Genomic DNA, 16,666 nt, shown 5'->3' with positions numbered 1-16,666 from the left:
TATGAGGTCAGGGAGTCCAACGAATAAATCTGTCAGAGCTGACCAGAAAATCGGATCAAAAAAGGCAGCCGAGGCTGCCTGATTTTGTTAAACGTTTAGTAGCAGGAATTCACGCTCCCACGAACTAATGACTTGGTGAAAGGTTTCAAACTCAGCACGTTTAACGCCGATGTAGGCTTCAACAAACTTTTCACCCATGATTTCGCAAAGTTCCGGGCAGCTTTCAAGTAAGCGTAGCCCCTCTTCTAAGGAGCGTGCTAGCTCCACCATATCGCCCTCTTCAGCAGCAAGATCCGAGGTTGGTTTGGTAGGCTGCAGCTGCTTCTTGAGTCCGAGGTAGCCACAAGCAAGGCTTGCTGCGATGGCAAGGTAGGGGTTGCTATCAGCGCCTGGAAAACGGTTTTCGATACGAGTTGCGTCTGCAGTTGCTTCCGGTGCACGCAGGCCTGTCGTCCGGTTATCGATACCCCACTTCATGTTGACCGGGGCGGACATCTCGGGCGCAAAACGGCGATAGGAGTTAACGCTGGGTGCATAGAAGCTGATCGCATTTGGTGTGAACTTCTGCAAACCACCAACATAATGATAGAAACGTTCGCTAAAGCGGCTATCGGTTCCGGCAAAGATATTTTGCTGTGTTTCTAAGTCGATCAAGCTTTGGTGAATGTGCATCGAGCTGCCGGGTTCATGGCTCATCGGCTTCGCCATAAAAGTGGCGTAGATACCGTGCTTAATGGCAGTTTCACGCACAGTGCGCTTAAACATAAAGACTTGATCGGCTAACTCTAACGGGTCGCCATGCAGGAAATTGATCTCTAGTTGCGCTGGGCCGGATTCGTGGATCAGTGTATCGACATTGAGCTCTAGTGCTTCGCAGTAGTCGTAGAGCGTATCGATGATGGGATCAAACTCATTGACGGCATCAATGCTAAAAGACTGACGCGCGGTTTCGCGGCGGCCTGAGCGTCCAACAGCTGGCTTTAGCTCATAGTCTGGGTCGGTGTTCTTCTGGATAAGATAGAACTCAACCTCGGGCGCGATAATCGGTTGTAAACCTTCATCTTCATAAAGCTTGAGCACTTTACGTAGTACGGAGCGGCTCGCTAAAGGATGTAGTTCACCATCAACGGTGTAGCAATCGTTAATCACCGACGCGGTGGGCTCTCCGGCCCAAGGAACAATACGCAAGGTTGTGGCGTCTGGTGTCAGAATCATATCGCGGTCGCTGGCATCGACCAGATCGTAATGGTTGTCTGCCCAGTCCCCCGTCACGGTTTGGACCAATAACGACTCGGGAATACGGCCACCTTGCTCGGAGAGAAATTTCTGCGTGGGGTAAAACTTGCCGCGGGCATTTCCCGTCATGTCGGGTAGTGTGGATTCGACTTCCGTGATTGCATTTTCCTGAAGAAACCTAGCTACGGCTTCCATAAGTCACCTGTTGAGTTCTCTGTTGCTTTCAGCGTGTAGTGCACTGCTAGCGGATGGTTAAATTCGAATAAAGATTCGGTTTTACTGCTGGGGTATGGCTAATTATTAAGCACCAAAGATTTGTGATTATCAATATAGAATGTAGCTTGTTTCGCAAAAAAAACCGAATTAATATTCGGTTTAATGCTTTTTATACGTGGAGAGAGCCGTACTCATGATGGGCCATATTGATTCCTACTATGCAGCAACCGCGAAAGGTTTCTCTGAATATCAGAGGCTACAAGGAGAGCAAACAGCGGATGTTTGTATCGTGGGTGCTGGCTTTACCGGGCTTTCTGCGGCTTTGCATCTGGCCGAGCAAGGCCACTCGGTGGTGTTACTCGATGCCGAGCGTGTCGGGTGGGGAGCATCAGGGCGCAATGGCGGCCAAGTTTGCCAAGGTCACAATATGGATCATGATGAGCTGAGCGATGCGCTAGGTAAAGATGGCGCGGATAGGCTCTGGCAGCTCTCTCTGGAGTCGGTTGATCTAGTGAAGGCGCTCATTGCCAAGCATAAGATCGACTGCGACCTAAAATCAGGGGTGTTGCATGTGGCAAACAAAGCAGGCCATGCCAAAGAGATGCAAGCCTCGGTCCGCTACAAGCAGGATAAGTTGCACTATAACGCAATCCGTTATGTTGATAGGCAGGAGGTTGCCGACCTGTTGGGCACAGATCACTACCATGGTGGTGAGTATTGGCAAGATGCGGCGCATCTCCATCCTTTGAACTACGCGCTAGGTCTCGCGAACGCGTGTACGCAAGCTGGTGTGGCGATCTTTGAGCAATCTCGGGTGACAGAGATACAAAAAAACGCCGCGGGTGTGGTGGTGAAAACAGCGCAAGGACATGTGAGCGCTGCGTCGGTTGTACTGGCCTGCAATGGCTATCTGGAGAAGCTGGAACCACGCATTGCCGGTAAGATCATGCCGATCAATAATTTCATTTTGGCCACTGAGCCGTTGCCGGATGCACTGGCTCGTAAAATCAATCGTGACGACGTTGCGGTGGCGGACTCACGTTTCGTAATCAATTACTTCAAGCTGTCTGCGGATAATCGCTTACTTTGGGGGGGCGGAGAGAACTACACGCGCCGCTTCCCCAGCGACATCAAACAGTTTGTACGCAAGCATATGTTGGAATTTTATCCTGAGCTGCACGATGTACAGATCGATTATGGCTGGGGCGGCACGCTAGCCATCACACTGAACCGAATGCCCCATTTTGCGCGTCTGGATCAATATACGTGGGTTGCGCAGGGATACTCTGGCCACGGTGTGGCATTAGCAACGTTGGGCGGCAAGTTGTTGGCTGAAGCGTTCGGTGGGCAAAGCGAGCGCTTTGAAGCCTTTACTCAGCTACCCACCCGAACCTTTCCAGGAGGCACCTTGTTGCGCTGGCCGGGATTGGTGGCAGGCATGTTATATTATGCGCTCCGCGATCGGCTGTAATGTCAGGGAAAAAGAGAGATGGTTTCGAAACGACAGGTCGTTGCCCGGCAGCAATCTCAGGAGCTGGAGGCGCGCAGTAGCCAAGTGCAAGGGCGCGCGAAGCAGCGTAACCAGCAGATTCTTGATGTTACCAATACATTATTGGAGCAGGTTGGGCTTGATGATTTAAGCACTGCTCTCATTGCCAAAGAGGTGGGAATCTCCGTCGGCGCCTTATATCACTACTACCCCAATAAGTACGCCATTCTCTATGCGATAGGTAAACAGTGGTTAGATGAGATTGAGCGTGCGCTGCTGGATATGGTGCAGTGGGATATCGAGAGCACGCCTCTGGAGATATTAGTTGATGCGATGTTGGCGAGAAATCTTAAGGTTTATCAGCGTCAGCGAGCGGTTTTAGCCTTGGTACAGGCGATGTTCTCTGTGCCCGAGCTACGTGAGCTAGATCAGCAGCACGATGCGATGGTGATCTCCTACATGGCAGAATTGTTTAAACGGATGGGTATTAAGCGCCGTATCAATGAGCGCGAGCGGCTTGCACGTCTCTACCTTGAGTGCAGCCATGCCGCGTTTCTGGTGGTGGTTAATCAAAAAGGGGAGCGGGCTAAGCGGACGCTGGCAGATACCAAGTTGATGCTCTGTGCGCTATTAAAGGCCCACCTTAGCGAATAACGAAGACGTATAAAGCGAGACGATGATGCTAAACATGGATATGACTCAGCCTTTGCTGATTCACAATGCTGATCAGCCATGGTTACCCAGCCCAATGGCGGGGGTGCTGCGTCAGCCGCTAGAACGTGCGGCCGCTGAATCGGGCCATACCACCAGTATTGTGAGCTATGCCGCGGGTGCATCGTTCTCATCCCATCCGCACCCACAAGGCGAGGAGATCTTGGTGCTATCGGGCGTATTTTCTGATGAGTCAGGAGACTACCCCGCAGGCACCTATCTGCGTAACCCGCCCGGCAGTGAGCATGCGCCTTTTAGTCACGAAGGCTGTGAGATATTCGTCAAGCTGAACCAGTTTGATCCACACGATAGCGATGTTGTGCGCATAGCTGCATGGCAAGATGCGCCAATCTTGAGCCGGCAAGTACAAGAGCTACACACGAGCGCGATTGAAACCGTAAACCTAGTGCGTTTACCTGCCGGTGAAGAGTTCCTGTTGGACATTATCGGGCAGCGGATCGAAGTACTCGTGATAGCGGGAGCGCTTGAGTCGTCAGGGCAGCGATGGGTGGCGCGAGATTGGCTACGCATTCCGAAAAGCCAGTCGGTTTTACGTGTGACTGCGAGTACCGCGAGTTTACTGTTCATTAAACAATGGTTGTAGATAAAACCACGCTTTCTTTGTGGAAAAAGCCGATTTCTTTTCTAAGCTTGATAGATGAGCGCGGGGCACGGATTGATAGCCCTCGCGTCTATCTCGGCGAAAAGGAGTTTGCATATTATGTTGGAATTGAAACCCACCTGTGAGTGCTGTGGCGAAGTGCTCCCACCCAACTCTCCAAAAGCAGTCATTTGCGCTTATGAGTGCACGTTTTGCCTCACTTGCGCCCGTGAGCACTTAAACCATATTTGCCCTAACCATGGCAGTAAGCTGGTTGAGCGCCCGAGCTTGCCGGTATCTGCCATGGTAAGCCCGTTGAGCGGAGCTTCATCCACTTCAGCCGTTTAGTTACCAGAGAACATGAAAAAGGGCAGGATATCCTGCCCTTATTAGTTTTAACGCCACTGGCGGTGAGTGGTGGTAAAGCTTTATTGATCTACCTTAGGTTGCGTACCTTTAACGCGCTCGCGCAAGCGTTGCATCATCACGTAGAGTGACGGAATAAACACTAAGCCGATGACCGTTGCGGCCACCATACCCGCCAGTACAACAAAGCCAATGGAGATGCGGCTTGCTGCCCCAGCGCCAGAGGCAAATACCAGCGGTAGTACACCCAAAATAAAGGATAGGGCCGTCATCAACACGGCTCTAAAGCGCAGGCTTGCTGCGTTGGCAGCCGCCTCCAGAATCGACTCTCCCTCTTCACGGCGTGCCTTGGCAAACTCCACAATCAGAATGGCAGACTTTGCAGCTAGGCCAATCAGCATCACGATACCGATCTGGGCGTAAAGGTTGTTGTCGAGAAATGGCAACAGGTACATGGGAATCAGTGCACCAAAGAGTGCCACGACGATAGAGATCATCACCGACATAGGGATCGTCCAGCTCTCGTATTGAGCAACCAAGAACAGGTACGCGAAGAGTATCGCCAAACCCATAATCATGACTGCGTAACCGCTCGACTCTTGCTCTTGCTGTGTTGTGCCAGTCCACTCCAGTACATAGCCATCCGGTAGTACTTCGGCGGCAAGCTGTTCAAGCTCGGCGATGGCGGCCCCAGAGCTGACATTATTGCTTGGCGTGGCATTTAAGTTAGCGGTACGGCGCTGGTTGAAGCGTGTTAATGACTGCGGGCCAAGGACGGTCTCTACCTGAACAAGTGAGCCAATAGGAATTTGTGCTCCACTGGTACTGCGTACATGCAATGAGGAGATATCGTCTATGTTGTCGCGGAACTGGGCATCAGCCTGCATCATGACACGGTAGTTCTTGCCATACAGGTTGAAGTCGTTGATGTAGCTCGAACCTAAATATGACTGGAGCGTGCCAAAAAGCTCCGCTACCGGTACCCCAAGGCTTTCTGCCTTGCGACGGTCTACGATCAGCTCCAGCTGAGGTACGTTGGAGGAGAAAGTACTGAAAACCTGCGCAAACTTATCGCTTTGGTTTGCCGCAATCACCAAACTGTTCACCGCTTGAGAGAGCTCTAAAGGTGTGCCGTTATTTAGGTCGAGCACCTGTGCTTCAAGGCCCCCGGCGGTACCCAAACCCGGGATAGGCGGTGGTGGAAATGCAAAGACATTAGCACCAGCAATCCCTGAGACTTTTTGGTTGATATCGCCAAGTATTTTATACCAAGCTAACGATGGATCTTGGCGCTCGTCCCAGTGCGTAAAGATAGGAATCGCGACGGCACCATTGGATGCAGCGCCGCCTAGCAAGCTGAACCCCGACACTCCAACCACCTCACGCACGCCGGGCTGCGCTTCAAGTATCTCCTCGACTTCGCTTAGCACCTCACCGGTACGATTGAGCGATGCGCCATCTGGCAGCTGAATATTCACGAATACCGCACCCTTGTCCTCATAGGGAATGAAACCTGTTGGGACTGTATTGAACATATACACTACGCCTGCCGTGATTGCAGCGAGCAATCCAGCGCTAAAGAGTAGGTGGCGGTTTAAAAACGTTGCTTGTTTAAGGTAGCCAGTACGGAGGTTATCGACGCGAGCATCGAACCAATGAAAAAAGCCCCGTTCAGGTGCGTTACCCGACTTCAATAACAGAGCGCATAGCGCCGGGGACAGCGTTAATGCGTTTAGCGATGAAAACGCGACCGCCACCGAGATCGTCAGCGCGAACTCTGTGTAGAGCTTGCCGGTGAGACCGGGCATAAACGCAACGGGAACAAAAACGGCCATCAAAACTAATGTGGTCGCGATAACCGGCCCAAAAACCTCTTTCATCGCAACGCGAGTTGCGTCTGGCGCACTGAGGTTGTCATCAGCCATATGCCGTTTCACGTTCTCCACCACCACAATGGCATCATCCACGACGATACCGATAGCTAGAATCAGAGCGAATAACGAGATGGTATTCACTGAGAAACCCACCACGCTCAACACCGCGAAGGTGGCGATTAAAGAGACAGGGATGGTTGCCGCTGGAATCAGTGTGGCGCGCCAGTCCGCTAAGAAGAGGTAGGTGACCAAAATAACCAGCACAAAGGTTATGCCAAGGGTTTCCACCACCTCTTTCAATGAGGCGCGTACAGCTTGGGTGGTGTCATAGGTGATTTTGTATTCCAGATCGTCAGGGAAACGGGTGCTCAAACGCTCTAGTTCGCTGTAGATCTGATTCGCCACATCTAATGCATTAGCACCTGGCGTCTGGTAGATCACGATAGCCGCAGAAGGGTCTCCATTCAGTCGGCTGGCCGCGCTATAGCTTTGCGAACCTAGCTCGACCCGCGCGATATCCTTCAAACGCACGCTAGAACCATCGGGGTTCGCGCGTATTAGAATGTCTTCAAAAGCGCTAGGCGAGTTCAAACGGCCTTCGGCGCGTAAGTTGTATTGGAGTTGTTGGTTGAGGTCAACAGGCGCTTGCCCAATGATACCCACCGAGGCCTGAATATTTTGTTGGCGAATCGCGTTGCTGACCTCTGTAGTACTTAGATTCAGGGCGGTCATTCTGTCTGGGTCTAGCCAGATACGCATGCCGTAGTCGAGCGGGCCGAACTGGCTTGCTGAACCTACGCCATTAATACGTGCTAACTGATCCTGAATATTGATGGAAGCGTAGTTACTCAGGAACAAGCCGTCATGGGTGCCGTTGGGTGAGAACAGGTTGACGATCAAGAGCATGTCAGATGCTTGCTTACGTGTGGTGACGCCTTGGCGCACAACCTCTTGAGGTAGCAGCGATTGGGCGAGCGCAACACGGTTCTGCACGTTGACGGCGGCTTGGTCGCCATCGGTGCCAACTTTAAAGGTGATATCAAGCGTGTAGCTACCGTTATTGGTGCTCGTTGAGGACATATACAGCATGTTCTCGACGCCGTTAATCTGCGCCTCAATGGGGGCTGCGACGGCCTTTTCGATCACCTCGGCGTTTGCGCCAGGGTAGCTGGCGGTGACTTGTACTTTAGGCGGCGCGATATCAGGATATTCTGCGACGGGGAGCGCCAGCAGCGCTAGCCCACCCGCGATGATCATCACAATCGAGATGACCAGTGCAAACTTGGGGCGATTGATGAAAAACAGAGAGAACATCCTGCTTACTCCTGTGTTGGGGAAACAGGTTTACCGGGCTTAGCCTTCTGCAAGCCCTCTACGATAATGCGATCTCCCTGATCAAGCCCAGACTTAATAGCCCATAGACCCTCAAACTGCTCGCCCACATCAACACGGCGGATTTGGGCGATATTATTGCGGTCAACCGCTAACACGAAGAACCCTTCACGATCTTTTTGCACGGACGACTGCGGCACGGTGAGCGCAAATTGAGGTTGCTTCGTCTCTATTTTCACTGTTACAAACTGGCCAGGTAGCAACACATGAGCCGGATTTGGGAAGGTGGCGCGGACACCAATGGTATCAGTGTTTGGGTCGACTTCGGGGTCAACAAAGTTGAACTCGCCTAGATGCTCATACTGGCTACCATCTGCCAAAATCAAACGTGGCGCAAACGGTGGGTTTTCAGTGTTAATCCCTTGGCGTCTCGCATCGATGAGTAGCTTCTCACTTACGGATATCTCAACATAAATGGGATCTAAGTTAACGACGGTTGCCAATACTCCACTGGAGGGGGTTACCAGGTTGCCGGTTGAAAAATTTGCTTTACCGATACGACCGGCGATGGGGCTAGTGACTTGGGTGTAGCTAAGATCGAGCTGTGCACGCTTAACGCCGGCTTGTGCTTGCAAAACACTCGCTTTGGCTTGGTCATACTCGGCCGCTTTTTGATCGAGCTGGGCTTGGGAGACGGCGTTTCTCTTTTTCAGTGCTTGTGCGCGAGTTAACTCTGTGCGCGCGTTTTTCTGGGTTGCTTGAGCCCCAGCCAGTTGTGCTTGCGCCTGTTGTAGGGCGATTTGGTAACTATCTTTCTCGATCAGGAAGAGTTCGCTACCTTGGGTAACGTCGGAACCTTCCACGAAGGACTGCTTCTCTAAAAAGCCGGAGACTCGCGCAAGTATGTCCACACGCTCAGTGGCTTCCACGCGGCCAACCGTCTGAAAACCTGAAGAAACCTCAACGCGCTTAACTTGATCAACCACTACGGCCGGTGCGGGTGTATCTGCCGCCCAGAGCGTCATGCTCAGCGATGTGAATAGCAGTGCAGAGATAATTCTGTTAGTCATAAGCCCCTCTAACAATAGATGACGAAACGTCAGAATAAGCGCTTAGTGTACACGCTTAGAGCAAAAGTTCAGTGTGCATTCTTTAATAATGAGCAATAGCGGGAGAAATACCAGCTTAGAATAGAGATTTACATAAGAGGTGACGACCTGCGGTGAGACCGGCACACAGGCCGGTCTCAAAAAGGTATGGTTTTAAGCGAATGCAAAACCGAGCGCAAGGAGGGCTGCAAAGGTGATAACAGCACCAATCAACGCGTAGGGGATCTGTGTTAATGCGTGCTGCATTGCGGTACATCCAGAGCCCTGAGATGATAGCACCGTTGAATCACTGAAGAAGCAAGCGTGGCTACCAAAAGCCGAAGCAGATAGCAGAGCGCCAACGGTGAGAGGCATCGACATGTTCATGGACATGGCCATAGGAATTACGATCGGTAGCGATACCACGAAAACACCCCAGCTCGATCCTGTGGCAAATACCACAGCAGCCATGGCAGCGAATACTAGCGCCGGCAGCAGGGCAGGAGATAGCCAAGGCGTGAGGGACTCAATAATGTAAGGTGTCATGCCAAGCTGGTCGTTAACGTCTTTGAGCATAAAGCCTGCACAGACCACAGCGATGGGGTGAAGCATCACTTTAAAGCCATCGAGCATGGCATCAACTAGCTCACCAAACGACAGCAGGTTTTGCCAAAAATAGAGAATCATAGTGAATAGAGATGCGACGAGTGCGCCCAGCAACAGGTCGATCTCGTAGTAAACACTGGCAGCCACCAACACCGCCATCGGTAATAGAAAGTTCATCAGCCCAACAACGGGATGCGTTTTTGGTAGCTTGCCAGTATCGAAGCCATCTTGTGCGCAACCATCAGGAACCGGCTGGCCTGCTTGTGCGCGCATCTCAGCATCTTTCATTGGGCCGATGTCACCTAAAATGCCAGCAGCGACCAAAAATACCACCATTAGCGCGATCCAGCCGTAGGCCATGTAAGGGATCGCTTCGATGTAGAGAGACATCCCTTCACCCTTAGATGCCGCTCCGTTCTCTTCCAGCAAGGCTGCGAAATAGACCGCCCACGTCGAAACCGGCACCAGAATACAGACCGGCGCTGCGGTGGAGTCCACCAAGAAGGCGAGCTTCTCGCGGGAGATGCGGTAGCGGTCTGTTAGGTTTTTCATTGACGCTGAAACGGCCAGTGAGTTTAGGTAGTCATCGATAAATACCATCACGCCCAAAGTACAGGTTGTGAGCATGGTCGCGCGTTTTGACTTGATACGAGAAGCGAGCAGTTCACCAAAGCTTAAAACGCTACCGCCGCGCTCCAGCATATTGATCAAGCCGCCCATCATGCCGCACACCAGAACGATCCATGCGATCGTTTCATCCATAACAACACTCATTGAGATATCACCAAGACCGGTGATTAAGCTGCTAGGATCGAGTAACAAGAGCCCCGCTACAATGCCTGAGAAGATAGACTCGAGCGGTTTTTTGGTAATGACCGCAACGATCAAGATCAAAATAGCGGGCAATAGGCTCAGCCCGCCGTAGGGTGTTCCACTTTCATGGGTAGAAGATAGATAAACAAAACCGCCCATAATTGCGGCAAAAAACAGCACCCAGCGGCTGGTGGCACGTAACGACCGTGGGGGCAAAGCACTCGAACTCAATGTGTCGGGCGTAGCGACATCGGTATTCATAAATACACCTTGTTTATATTTGTTATAAAAGAGAAGCGTCCTTGGGTGCCTAGATTCCTAGCTTGTCCCGAAGGTCGTAATACCAAGCACCCATAGCTGTATAAGGGATGCGAAGAGCACGCCCGCCAGGGAACGGATACTGCGGCAGGCTGGCGAGCACATCGAAGCGCTCGGCTTGGTTCTGGATAGCATCGCTCAGCACTTTGCCAGCGAGATGCGAACTTGTAACGCCGTGGCCACTGTAGCCCTGAGCGTAATAGATGTTATTTTCAATGCGGCCGAACTGTGGCAGACGCATCAGCGTCAACAGGAAGTTACCTGTCCATGCGAAGTCGACTTTAGTGCCTTTTAGCTCAGGGAAGGTTTTGAGCATCTTAGGTACGATCAGCGCTTCGATCTTGTCCGGCTCGCGCGCACCATAAGTAACGCCGCCGCCGTAGATCAGGCGGCCGTCGCCAGAGATGCGGTAATAATCGAGCAGATAGTTGCAATCTTCCACGCAGTGATCGTTTGGCAACAGTGCTTGCTGCTGATCTTTAGACAGCGGCTCCGTCGCAATGACTTGCGTACCGCAGGGCATCGATTTGCTCTCTTGCTTAGGAAGCAGGCCTGTCTGATAGGCGTTACCTGCAACAACGACAAAATCGGCTGTCACACTGCCTTGAGCTGTGCACACTGTTGCTTTGTTGCCCGGTTTAATTTCTGTAACCGCGCTATCCTCATAGATAACCCCTCCTAACGATTCCAGCGCTGCGGCTTCGCCTAGCACGAGGTTTAAGGGGTGGAAGTGGCCGCCGGAGTCGTCGAGTAGTGCACCCTCATAACGATCTGAGCCAATGTGCTGCTGCGTTTGTGTCGCATCTAAAAGGGTGAGCTGTTTGTGACCATAGCGTTCCCACAACGCCTTTTTGCTTTCAAGCTCGCGGAACTGTTTCTTGTTGCATGCAGCGAAGATACCGCCTGGCTTTAAATCGCAGTCGATACTGTAATCGCTCACGAAACGGCGCAGAATTTGTCCGCCTTCGAAGGCCATAGCGCCCATCGTAGCGGCTGTTTTTTCGCCATAGTGCTGCTCGATAAAATCGATATCACGGCTATAGCTGTGGACGATTTGCCCACCGTTACGTCCAGACGCCCCGAAACCGATGCGGCTAGCTTCAAGTACAGCGACACGAAAGCCCTGCTCTGCCAAATGAAGCGCTGTCGACATGCCGGTGAAACCAGCACCAACGATACAGACATCGACCGAAATCTCCTCGTTGAGTTGAGGACGCAGGCGAGTGTCGTTCGCTGAAGCTGCATAGTAAGATCCGGTGTGGGAAGGTTTTGCCATAATTGCTCTCTACCAATGAACAGTGTCTCGTGCGTGAACAAGCCACGCACTTGTATTGAGTTTTTAAGATAGAGCTTGGCAGGTATTAACAGCTATACCCCGAAGGGGATATTTGTAGAGATATTCTGTTATACGTAAGGAGGGTGTGTATCTCTTTGATTTATAACACAAATAAAAAAGCACGGCGTTAGCCATGCTTTTTTTTGCTTACTATCGAGTCGATAGAAGCGAAGTGATAATACCGGATATTACAGCTTAGTGATGTTTTCCGCTTGTGGGCCTTTTTGGCCTTGCGTTACTTCAAACTCAACCTGCTGACCTTCAGCCAGTGTACGGTAGCCGTCACCTTGGATAGCGCTGAAGTGAGCGAAAACGTCTGGGCCGTTTTCTTGTTGAATGAAGCCGAAGCCTTTCTCTTCGTTAAACCATTTAACTGTGCCAGTAATCTTAGACATTAATTAGTCCTATAAACTCAATCTATTGGAAGTACTGAAAATGCAATTTTGCATTAACAGCGTAAATTTTTTGGTGCAAAAGCTTTCTAGAAATTATGAATTACAGGACGAGGCACTCGTTAAAGGCTTCGCATTGAAACATAAATCGGTGAAATCTAAAGCAATGCCGAGTATAGCGAGTGATGAAATTAAGTGTCAATTCAAACTTCAGTGTATTCAGCAAACAATTTTCAGCTGGCTCAATTAGGGGCAAGCTAACGAGCTTTGCCCCATAAAAGGTCACTCGTTACAGTAGGTTATAGAGAAAGACAATCAGAACAAGAGCCGGTGAAACATAGCGCATAACGAAATGAGTCAATCGGTATACATTATCGGACTTAATCCCCACCTCATGGCGCGCGGCGTCTGGATTCATAAACCAGGCAAAGTACACCACGATAAACAAGCCTCCCAGTGGCAGCATGATATTAGCTGTCAGGTAGTCGAAAATATCGAAGAAAGTTTTCTCAGCGAAGACGGGCACAAATGACAGCGGGTGTAGGTCTGCCCAATTGTTAAACGAGAACACCGTTAACAGTCCGACACTCCATACCAGCACGCCCGCAATCAAAGCGGCCACTTTACGGTTGATGCCCCGTTGCTCCTCTAGCCATTCAATCAAAGGCTCCAGCATGGAGATCGCCGATGTAATTGCAGCGATCAAAAGCAGAGAGAAGAACAGTGTCGCGAAGAACGTGCCAGCAGGCATCTGCCCAAACGCGATCGGCAGGGTTTGGAAGATCAGGCCAGGGCCTGCACTTGGTTCAAGTCCGTTTGCAAAAGCCAGCGGGAAGATCGCTAAACCTGCCAGCAGTGCAACAACAGTGTCGATGACTGAAACGGTGATCGCGGTGCGCGCCACAGAGACTTGGCTGGGTAAGAATGAGCCATAGGCCATCATGGCGCAGGAGCCGAGGCTTAGCGTAAAGAAGGCATGACCCAACGCACTTAATACGCCCTCTGTTGTGAGCTTTGAAAAATCCGGCGTGAATAAAAAGTCGACCGCTTGCGAAAACTGGCTTGTTGACATCGCGTAGCCAACCATCACGAGCAACAGCAAGAAGAGCATGGGCATGAGGACGTTAACCGCTTTCTCCAAGCCAGAGCGAATACCCTGCGATAAAATAGCGACAACGATAAGTAAAAATACCGAATGCCAGATCATCAGTGTTTCAGGGCTGGATAGCATAGCACCGAAGATCGCCCCAATTTTATCGCTGCCAGCACCTTCAAACTCGCCGGAGAAGGCGTGGCCGATATAAGAGAGCGACCAACCACCAATGACTGAATAGAAAGAGAGAATCAAAAACGCCGCGATCACGCCCATCCAGCCGAGGTACTTCCAGTTTTGCGAGGCGCCATCAGCACGCGCGAGCTGTTTCATGGTATTAATCGGGCTTAATCGGCCACGGCGGCCGAGGCTGACTTCGGCGATCATGATGGGGATACCGATCATCGCAATACACAACAGATAGACAACGACGAATGCGCCGCCGCCGTTCTCTCCTGTGATATACGGGAACTTCCAGATATTTCCTAAGCCCACCGCAGAGCCGGTTGCCGCTAGGATGAAAGCTAGACGTGATGACCACATGGGGCTGCCTGCGCGAGCCGCTGGGTTGATCTCGGTATGGTTGCTCACCCGATACTCCTGTTATCTCTATTCGATTAAGCCAAAGTGAGGAGCTGATGATACGAATACACAAAACCTAGCTCGCAAGCTAGCGCTGGACTACCTGATCGGCTTTGTTGGATCGCAACAAACACGACGTAGTTGTGTGTTGATCGCCCGTCTCATCTTTTGGACTCTAACTGGGAGGTCGAACACTATAGCGACTTCGTAGCCGTTGCAAGCAAAGTCGCGTGTGTTAAAAGGTTTACGCCGCAAAAGTGTAAATTATCTGCCGTGTATCAGCAGGGAGGTGTTCTTTATTAGCGCCACAGATATCCGCTCACCTTCTGGCGGAGCATATAGTCCGAGAAAACATGCTCTGCAGGAGCATCGCCGCCAGCACCTAGGCAGACGTGTAATGGGAGGAGGTGCTCTTCACGTGGGTGGCAGTAGCGCGCCTCGGGTGCAGTTTCCCAGTTGATCAAACGCTCGCAACGTGCGGCGTAACTGTGATTCGGCGCACAGCAGGTGTCCGTTAGCCATTGGTCAAATTGTTCGCCTCGAGCGCCATCCGCTTGGCGGTCAAAAAATACTTTCAAGTTGTGAAAGCTCAAGCCGGAACCGATGATCAAAACGCCTTTCTTGCGTAATTCGCGCAATGCTTCGCCTAGCTCAATGTGGGTTTCGGGGTTTAAATGATCTAGCAAAGATAGCTGGACGCAGGGGATATCGGCATTGGGGTAGAGCAGTGTTAAGGGCACAAACACGCCGTGATCGAGTGGGCGCAGCTCATCTTGTACCGCTAGCATCCCCTGTTGTTTTAAGAGCGCGATAACCGTGCGTGAGAGTGCCGGGCTCCCTTTGACTGGATACTCTATTTTGTAAGCCGCCTCGGGAAAGCCGTAATAATCGTGCACGATACCTGGGTCTTCACTGGCCGTTACGCTGGGGACGGGGGTTTCCCAGTGCGCGCTGATCACTAGAATCGCTTTCGGCCTTGGAAGGTTAGGCGCTAGCGTTGAGAGCCAGTCCACAAACGGCTTATGGCTAGGTTCACCAAGTAGTGGCAGTGGCCCACCACCATGTGGCAGAAACAGAACAGGAGCAAGGAGGGTATCTGACATATGGATGGCCTGTGTTAGCGAGGAAGGTAGCGCAGCAAAGTTGCAGGGGCAGCGCGCAGGAGTTGTTCGCGGCAGTTACGCCAGAAAACCGATAGTAGTAGCAACAAAGAGCCGATGACCATGGCGGCCAGTGCAATATTGAGCTCAATGGCACCGTAATTTTCAAACAAGCTACTCAATGTATAGATCACATAGAACAATGCAGAGACGAGCAGCGCTCTGCGATCTACCAATAACGAGATCAAGCCGATAACAAGGTAGATCGTTAAAGTCGCGACTGCCGCGGTGATGCTGTTGTCCATCTCTAGCACGCCTGCGAGTAAAAATATCGGGTGGATAATCAGTGGCGAAGCGAGTAAGTGGAGCCAAAATGCCACATCAGAACGACGGGTAGTGCGCTGCAGATCTGATATATCCCAGCGCATCGCAAAGAGGAACACGCCAACGCCTAAGCTGAGCATCACTAAGTTTGCGAGTTGCTCCTGATCAGGAAACTCAACCAAAACAAACGAAAAGATCATAGCGACCAATGCAGCAGTACCTGCCGCAATGGTGATTGGCACCTGAAATCGCCACCAGTGTAGTGTGGCAGCGGCCGCTGCTATGCCGCTGGCCACCATAAAGCGCGCGGGCAGGTCATCAGGTATTGCTCCGCTCAGTTGCCAACCCACACCAAAACCTGCGCCAGTAAAAGCAAGCAAGAGCGCAATGGAGGGCAGGGCCATATGTCGACGCTTCGTGAAGTACTCGCTCAAACCCCATGCGCCAACAGCCAGTAGGAGACTGCCGAGCAGATCGTTTAGGGCGGTTGTTACAAAGTAGAGGGCTGTCAATGTTAGTGCGCATGCGATTAAAACGAAGATATCGTTAAAGCCGCTGACGAGTCGGATATGCTCTTCATCGACTGATTGGGTGTGTTGCTGTTCACTGATAAAGGAACGAAAGCGGCCCACGTCTTCGGCCGTTAATACGCCTGCATCAACGGCTTGGTTTAAATCGTCATCGCTGTACACGAACTACCTCTAATGATGTGTTACTTAAACTGTGCTGATGTGATGTATTGATCAAAAGACTCACACCACACGATAACGCTATTGTATTGGCTCAGGTCGACGTTATCACCCAGTGGCACGACGAAACGATCAAAGGTCGCGATATCTCCCACTTTCAACATCTTGCTTTGATGCTCGGCAAATGCCGCTTCTGTCTCTACATAAACCGGTGAGAGGTAAAGCTTGTAAGCAGGGCCTGGGGCTAGCTCACCAGAGAAAGCGATCTCTTTTGCTGAGATAAACACATCGCCCTCGCCCCAGTGTAGAAAATCACTGTCGGCGCGCTCTTTACTGAATGTCGTGCGATAGGTTGCAGCCTGCTCGACTTGCTGAACCGCATTTTCCGGTGGCGCAGAGGGCGCCATTAAAATGGGCAGCATATAGATACCGAGAGCGAAACCTGCGAGTGCTGTAGCGGTGTGTGAAACAACCAACGATAGCATTTTAAACATAGTGAT

General features: G+C 51.4%; 14 protein-coding genes. 4 read left to right on the top strand and 10 right to left on the bottom strand.

Features of this window, described 5'->3' with window-relative positions; genetic code table 11:
* Positions 1–87 precede the first annotated feature (87 nt).
* Entirely contained in the window at positions 88–1,431 is a 1,344-nt protein-coding gene (locus EOE65_RS15635; protein ID WP_127695435.1) for a glutamine synthetase family protein, read from the bottom strand.
* Positions 1,432–1,645: 214 nt separating this feature from the next.
* On the opposite strand from EOE65_RS15635, the gene EOE65_RS15630 reads away from it, so the two are divergent.
* From EOE65_RS15630 to EOE65_RS15615, 4 genes are read left to right on the top strand one after another with little or no spacing between them, the layout of a single operon-like run.
* Positions 1,646–2,923, top strand: a complete 1,278-nt coding sequence (locus tag EOE65_RS15630) for an NAD(P)/FAD-dependent oxidoreductase (protein ID WP_127695433.1) — start codon at positions 1,646–1,648, stop codon at positions 2,921–2,923.
* An 18-nt stretch (positions 2,924–2,941) separates the two neighbouring features.
* Complete coding sequence (locus tag EOE65_RS15625) at positions 2,942–3,595, top strand: TetR/AcrR family transcriptional regulator (protein ID WP_127695431.1); 654 nt, start codon at positions 2,942–2,944, stop codon at positions 3,593–3,595.
* Positions 3,596–3,617: 22 nt separating this feature from the next.
* Positions 3,618–4,256: a cupin domain-containing protein gene (locus tag EOE65_RS15620; RefSeq protein ID WP_338067683.1), complete on the top strand. Its 639-nt coding sequence runs from the start codon at positions 3,618–3,620 to the stop codon at positions 4,254–4,256.
* Positions 4,257–4,310: 54 nt separating this feature from the next.
* Positions 4,311–4,601 (top strand): DUF1272 domain-containing protein, encoded by a 291-nt coding sequence (locus tag EOE65_RS15615; protein WP_338067682.1) that lies wholly within the window; start codon positions 4,311–4,313, stop codon positions 4,599–4,601.
* An 80-nt stretch (positions 4,602–4,681) separates the two neighbouring features.
* On the opposite strand, the gene EOE65_RS15610 is transcribed toward EOE65_RS15615, so the two are convergent.
* The 9 genes from EOE65_RS15610 to EOE65_RS15570 all read right to left on the bottom strand — a co-directional run bounded on the left by EOE65_RS15610 (position 4,682) and on the right by EOE65_RS15570 (position 16,660).
* Complete coding sequence (locus EOE65_RS15610) at positions 4,682–7,807, bottom strand: efflux RND transporter permease subunit (protein ID WP_127695427.1); 3,126 nt, start codon at positions 7,805–7,807, stop codon at positions 4,682–4,684.
* Positions 7,808–7,812: 5 nt separating this feature from the next.
* Entirely contained in the window at positions 7,813–8,895 is a 1,083-nt protein-coding gene (locus EOE65_RS15605) for an efflux RND transporter periplasmic adaptor subunit (protein ID WP_127695425.1), read from the bottom strand.
* Positions 8,896–9,087: 192 nt separating this feature from the next.
* A complete protein-coding gene (locus EOE65_RS15600) occupies positions 9,088–10,593 on the bottom strand; it encodes a Na+/H+ antiporter NhaC family protein (RefSeq protein ID WP_127695423.1) in 1,506 nt (501 codons plus the stop codon).
* 49 nt (positions 10,594–10,642) lie between these two features.
* A complete protein-coding gene (locus tag EOE65_RS15595) occupies positions 10,643–11,926 on the bottom strand; it encodes an NAD(P)/FAD-dependent oxidoreductase (protein ID WP_127695421.1) in 1,284 nt (427 codons plus the stop codon).
* Positions 11,927–12,174: 248 nt separating this feature from the next.
* A complete protein-coding gene (gene cspE, locus EOE65_RS15590; protein WP_127695419.1) occupies positions 12,175–12,381 on the bottom strand; it encodes a transcription antiterminator/RNA stability regulator CspE in 207 nt (68 codons plus the stop codon).
* Positions 12,382–12,667: 286 nt separating this feature from the next.
* Positions 12,668–14,014 carry a sodium-dependent transporter gene (locus tag EOE65_RS15585; RefSeq protein WP_127695533.1) on the bottom strand — a complete coding sequence of 449 codons (1,347 nt, stop codon included), beginning with the start codon at positions 14,012–14,014 and terminating at the stop codon, positions 12,668–12,670.
* A 338-nt stretch (positions 14,015–14,352) separates the two neighbouring features.
* A complete protein-coding gene (locus EOE65_RS15580; protein ID WP_127695417.1) occupies positions 14,353–15,156 on the bottom strand; it encodes a DODA-type extradiol aromatic ring-opening family dioxygenase in 804 nt (267 codons plus the stop codon).
* A 14-nt stretch (positions 15,157–15,170) separates the two neighbouring features.
* Positions 15,171–16,169 (bottom strand): hypothetical protein, encoded by a 999-nt coding sequence (locus EOE65_RS15575; RefSeq protein ID WP_127695415.1) that lies wholly within the window; start codon positions 16,167–16,169, stop codon positions 15,171–15,173.
* 20 nt (positions 16,170–16,189) lie between these two features.
* Positions 16,190–16,660, bottom strand: a complete 471-nt coding sequence (locus EOE65_RS15570; protein ID WP_127695413.1) for a DM13 domain-containing protein — start codon at positions 16,658–16,660, stop codon at positions 16,190–16,192.
* Positions 16,661–16,666: the final 6 nt, after the last annotated feature.

The organism is Neptunomonas marina, assembly GCF_004005935.1.
In the GTDB taxonomy this organism is placed as follows: Bacteria; Pseudomonadota; Gammaproteobacteria; order Pseudomonadales; family Balneatricaceae; genus Neptunomonas; species Neptunomonas marina.
This window is presented reverse-complemented; position numbering and strand designations above follow the sequence as displayed.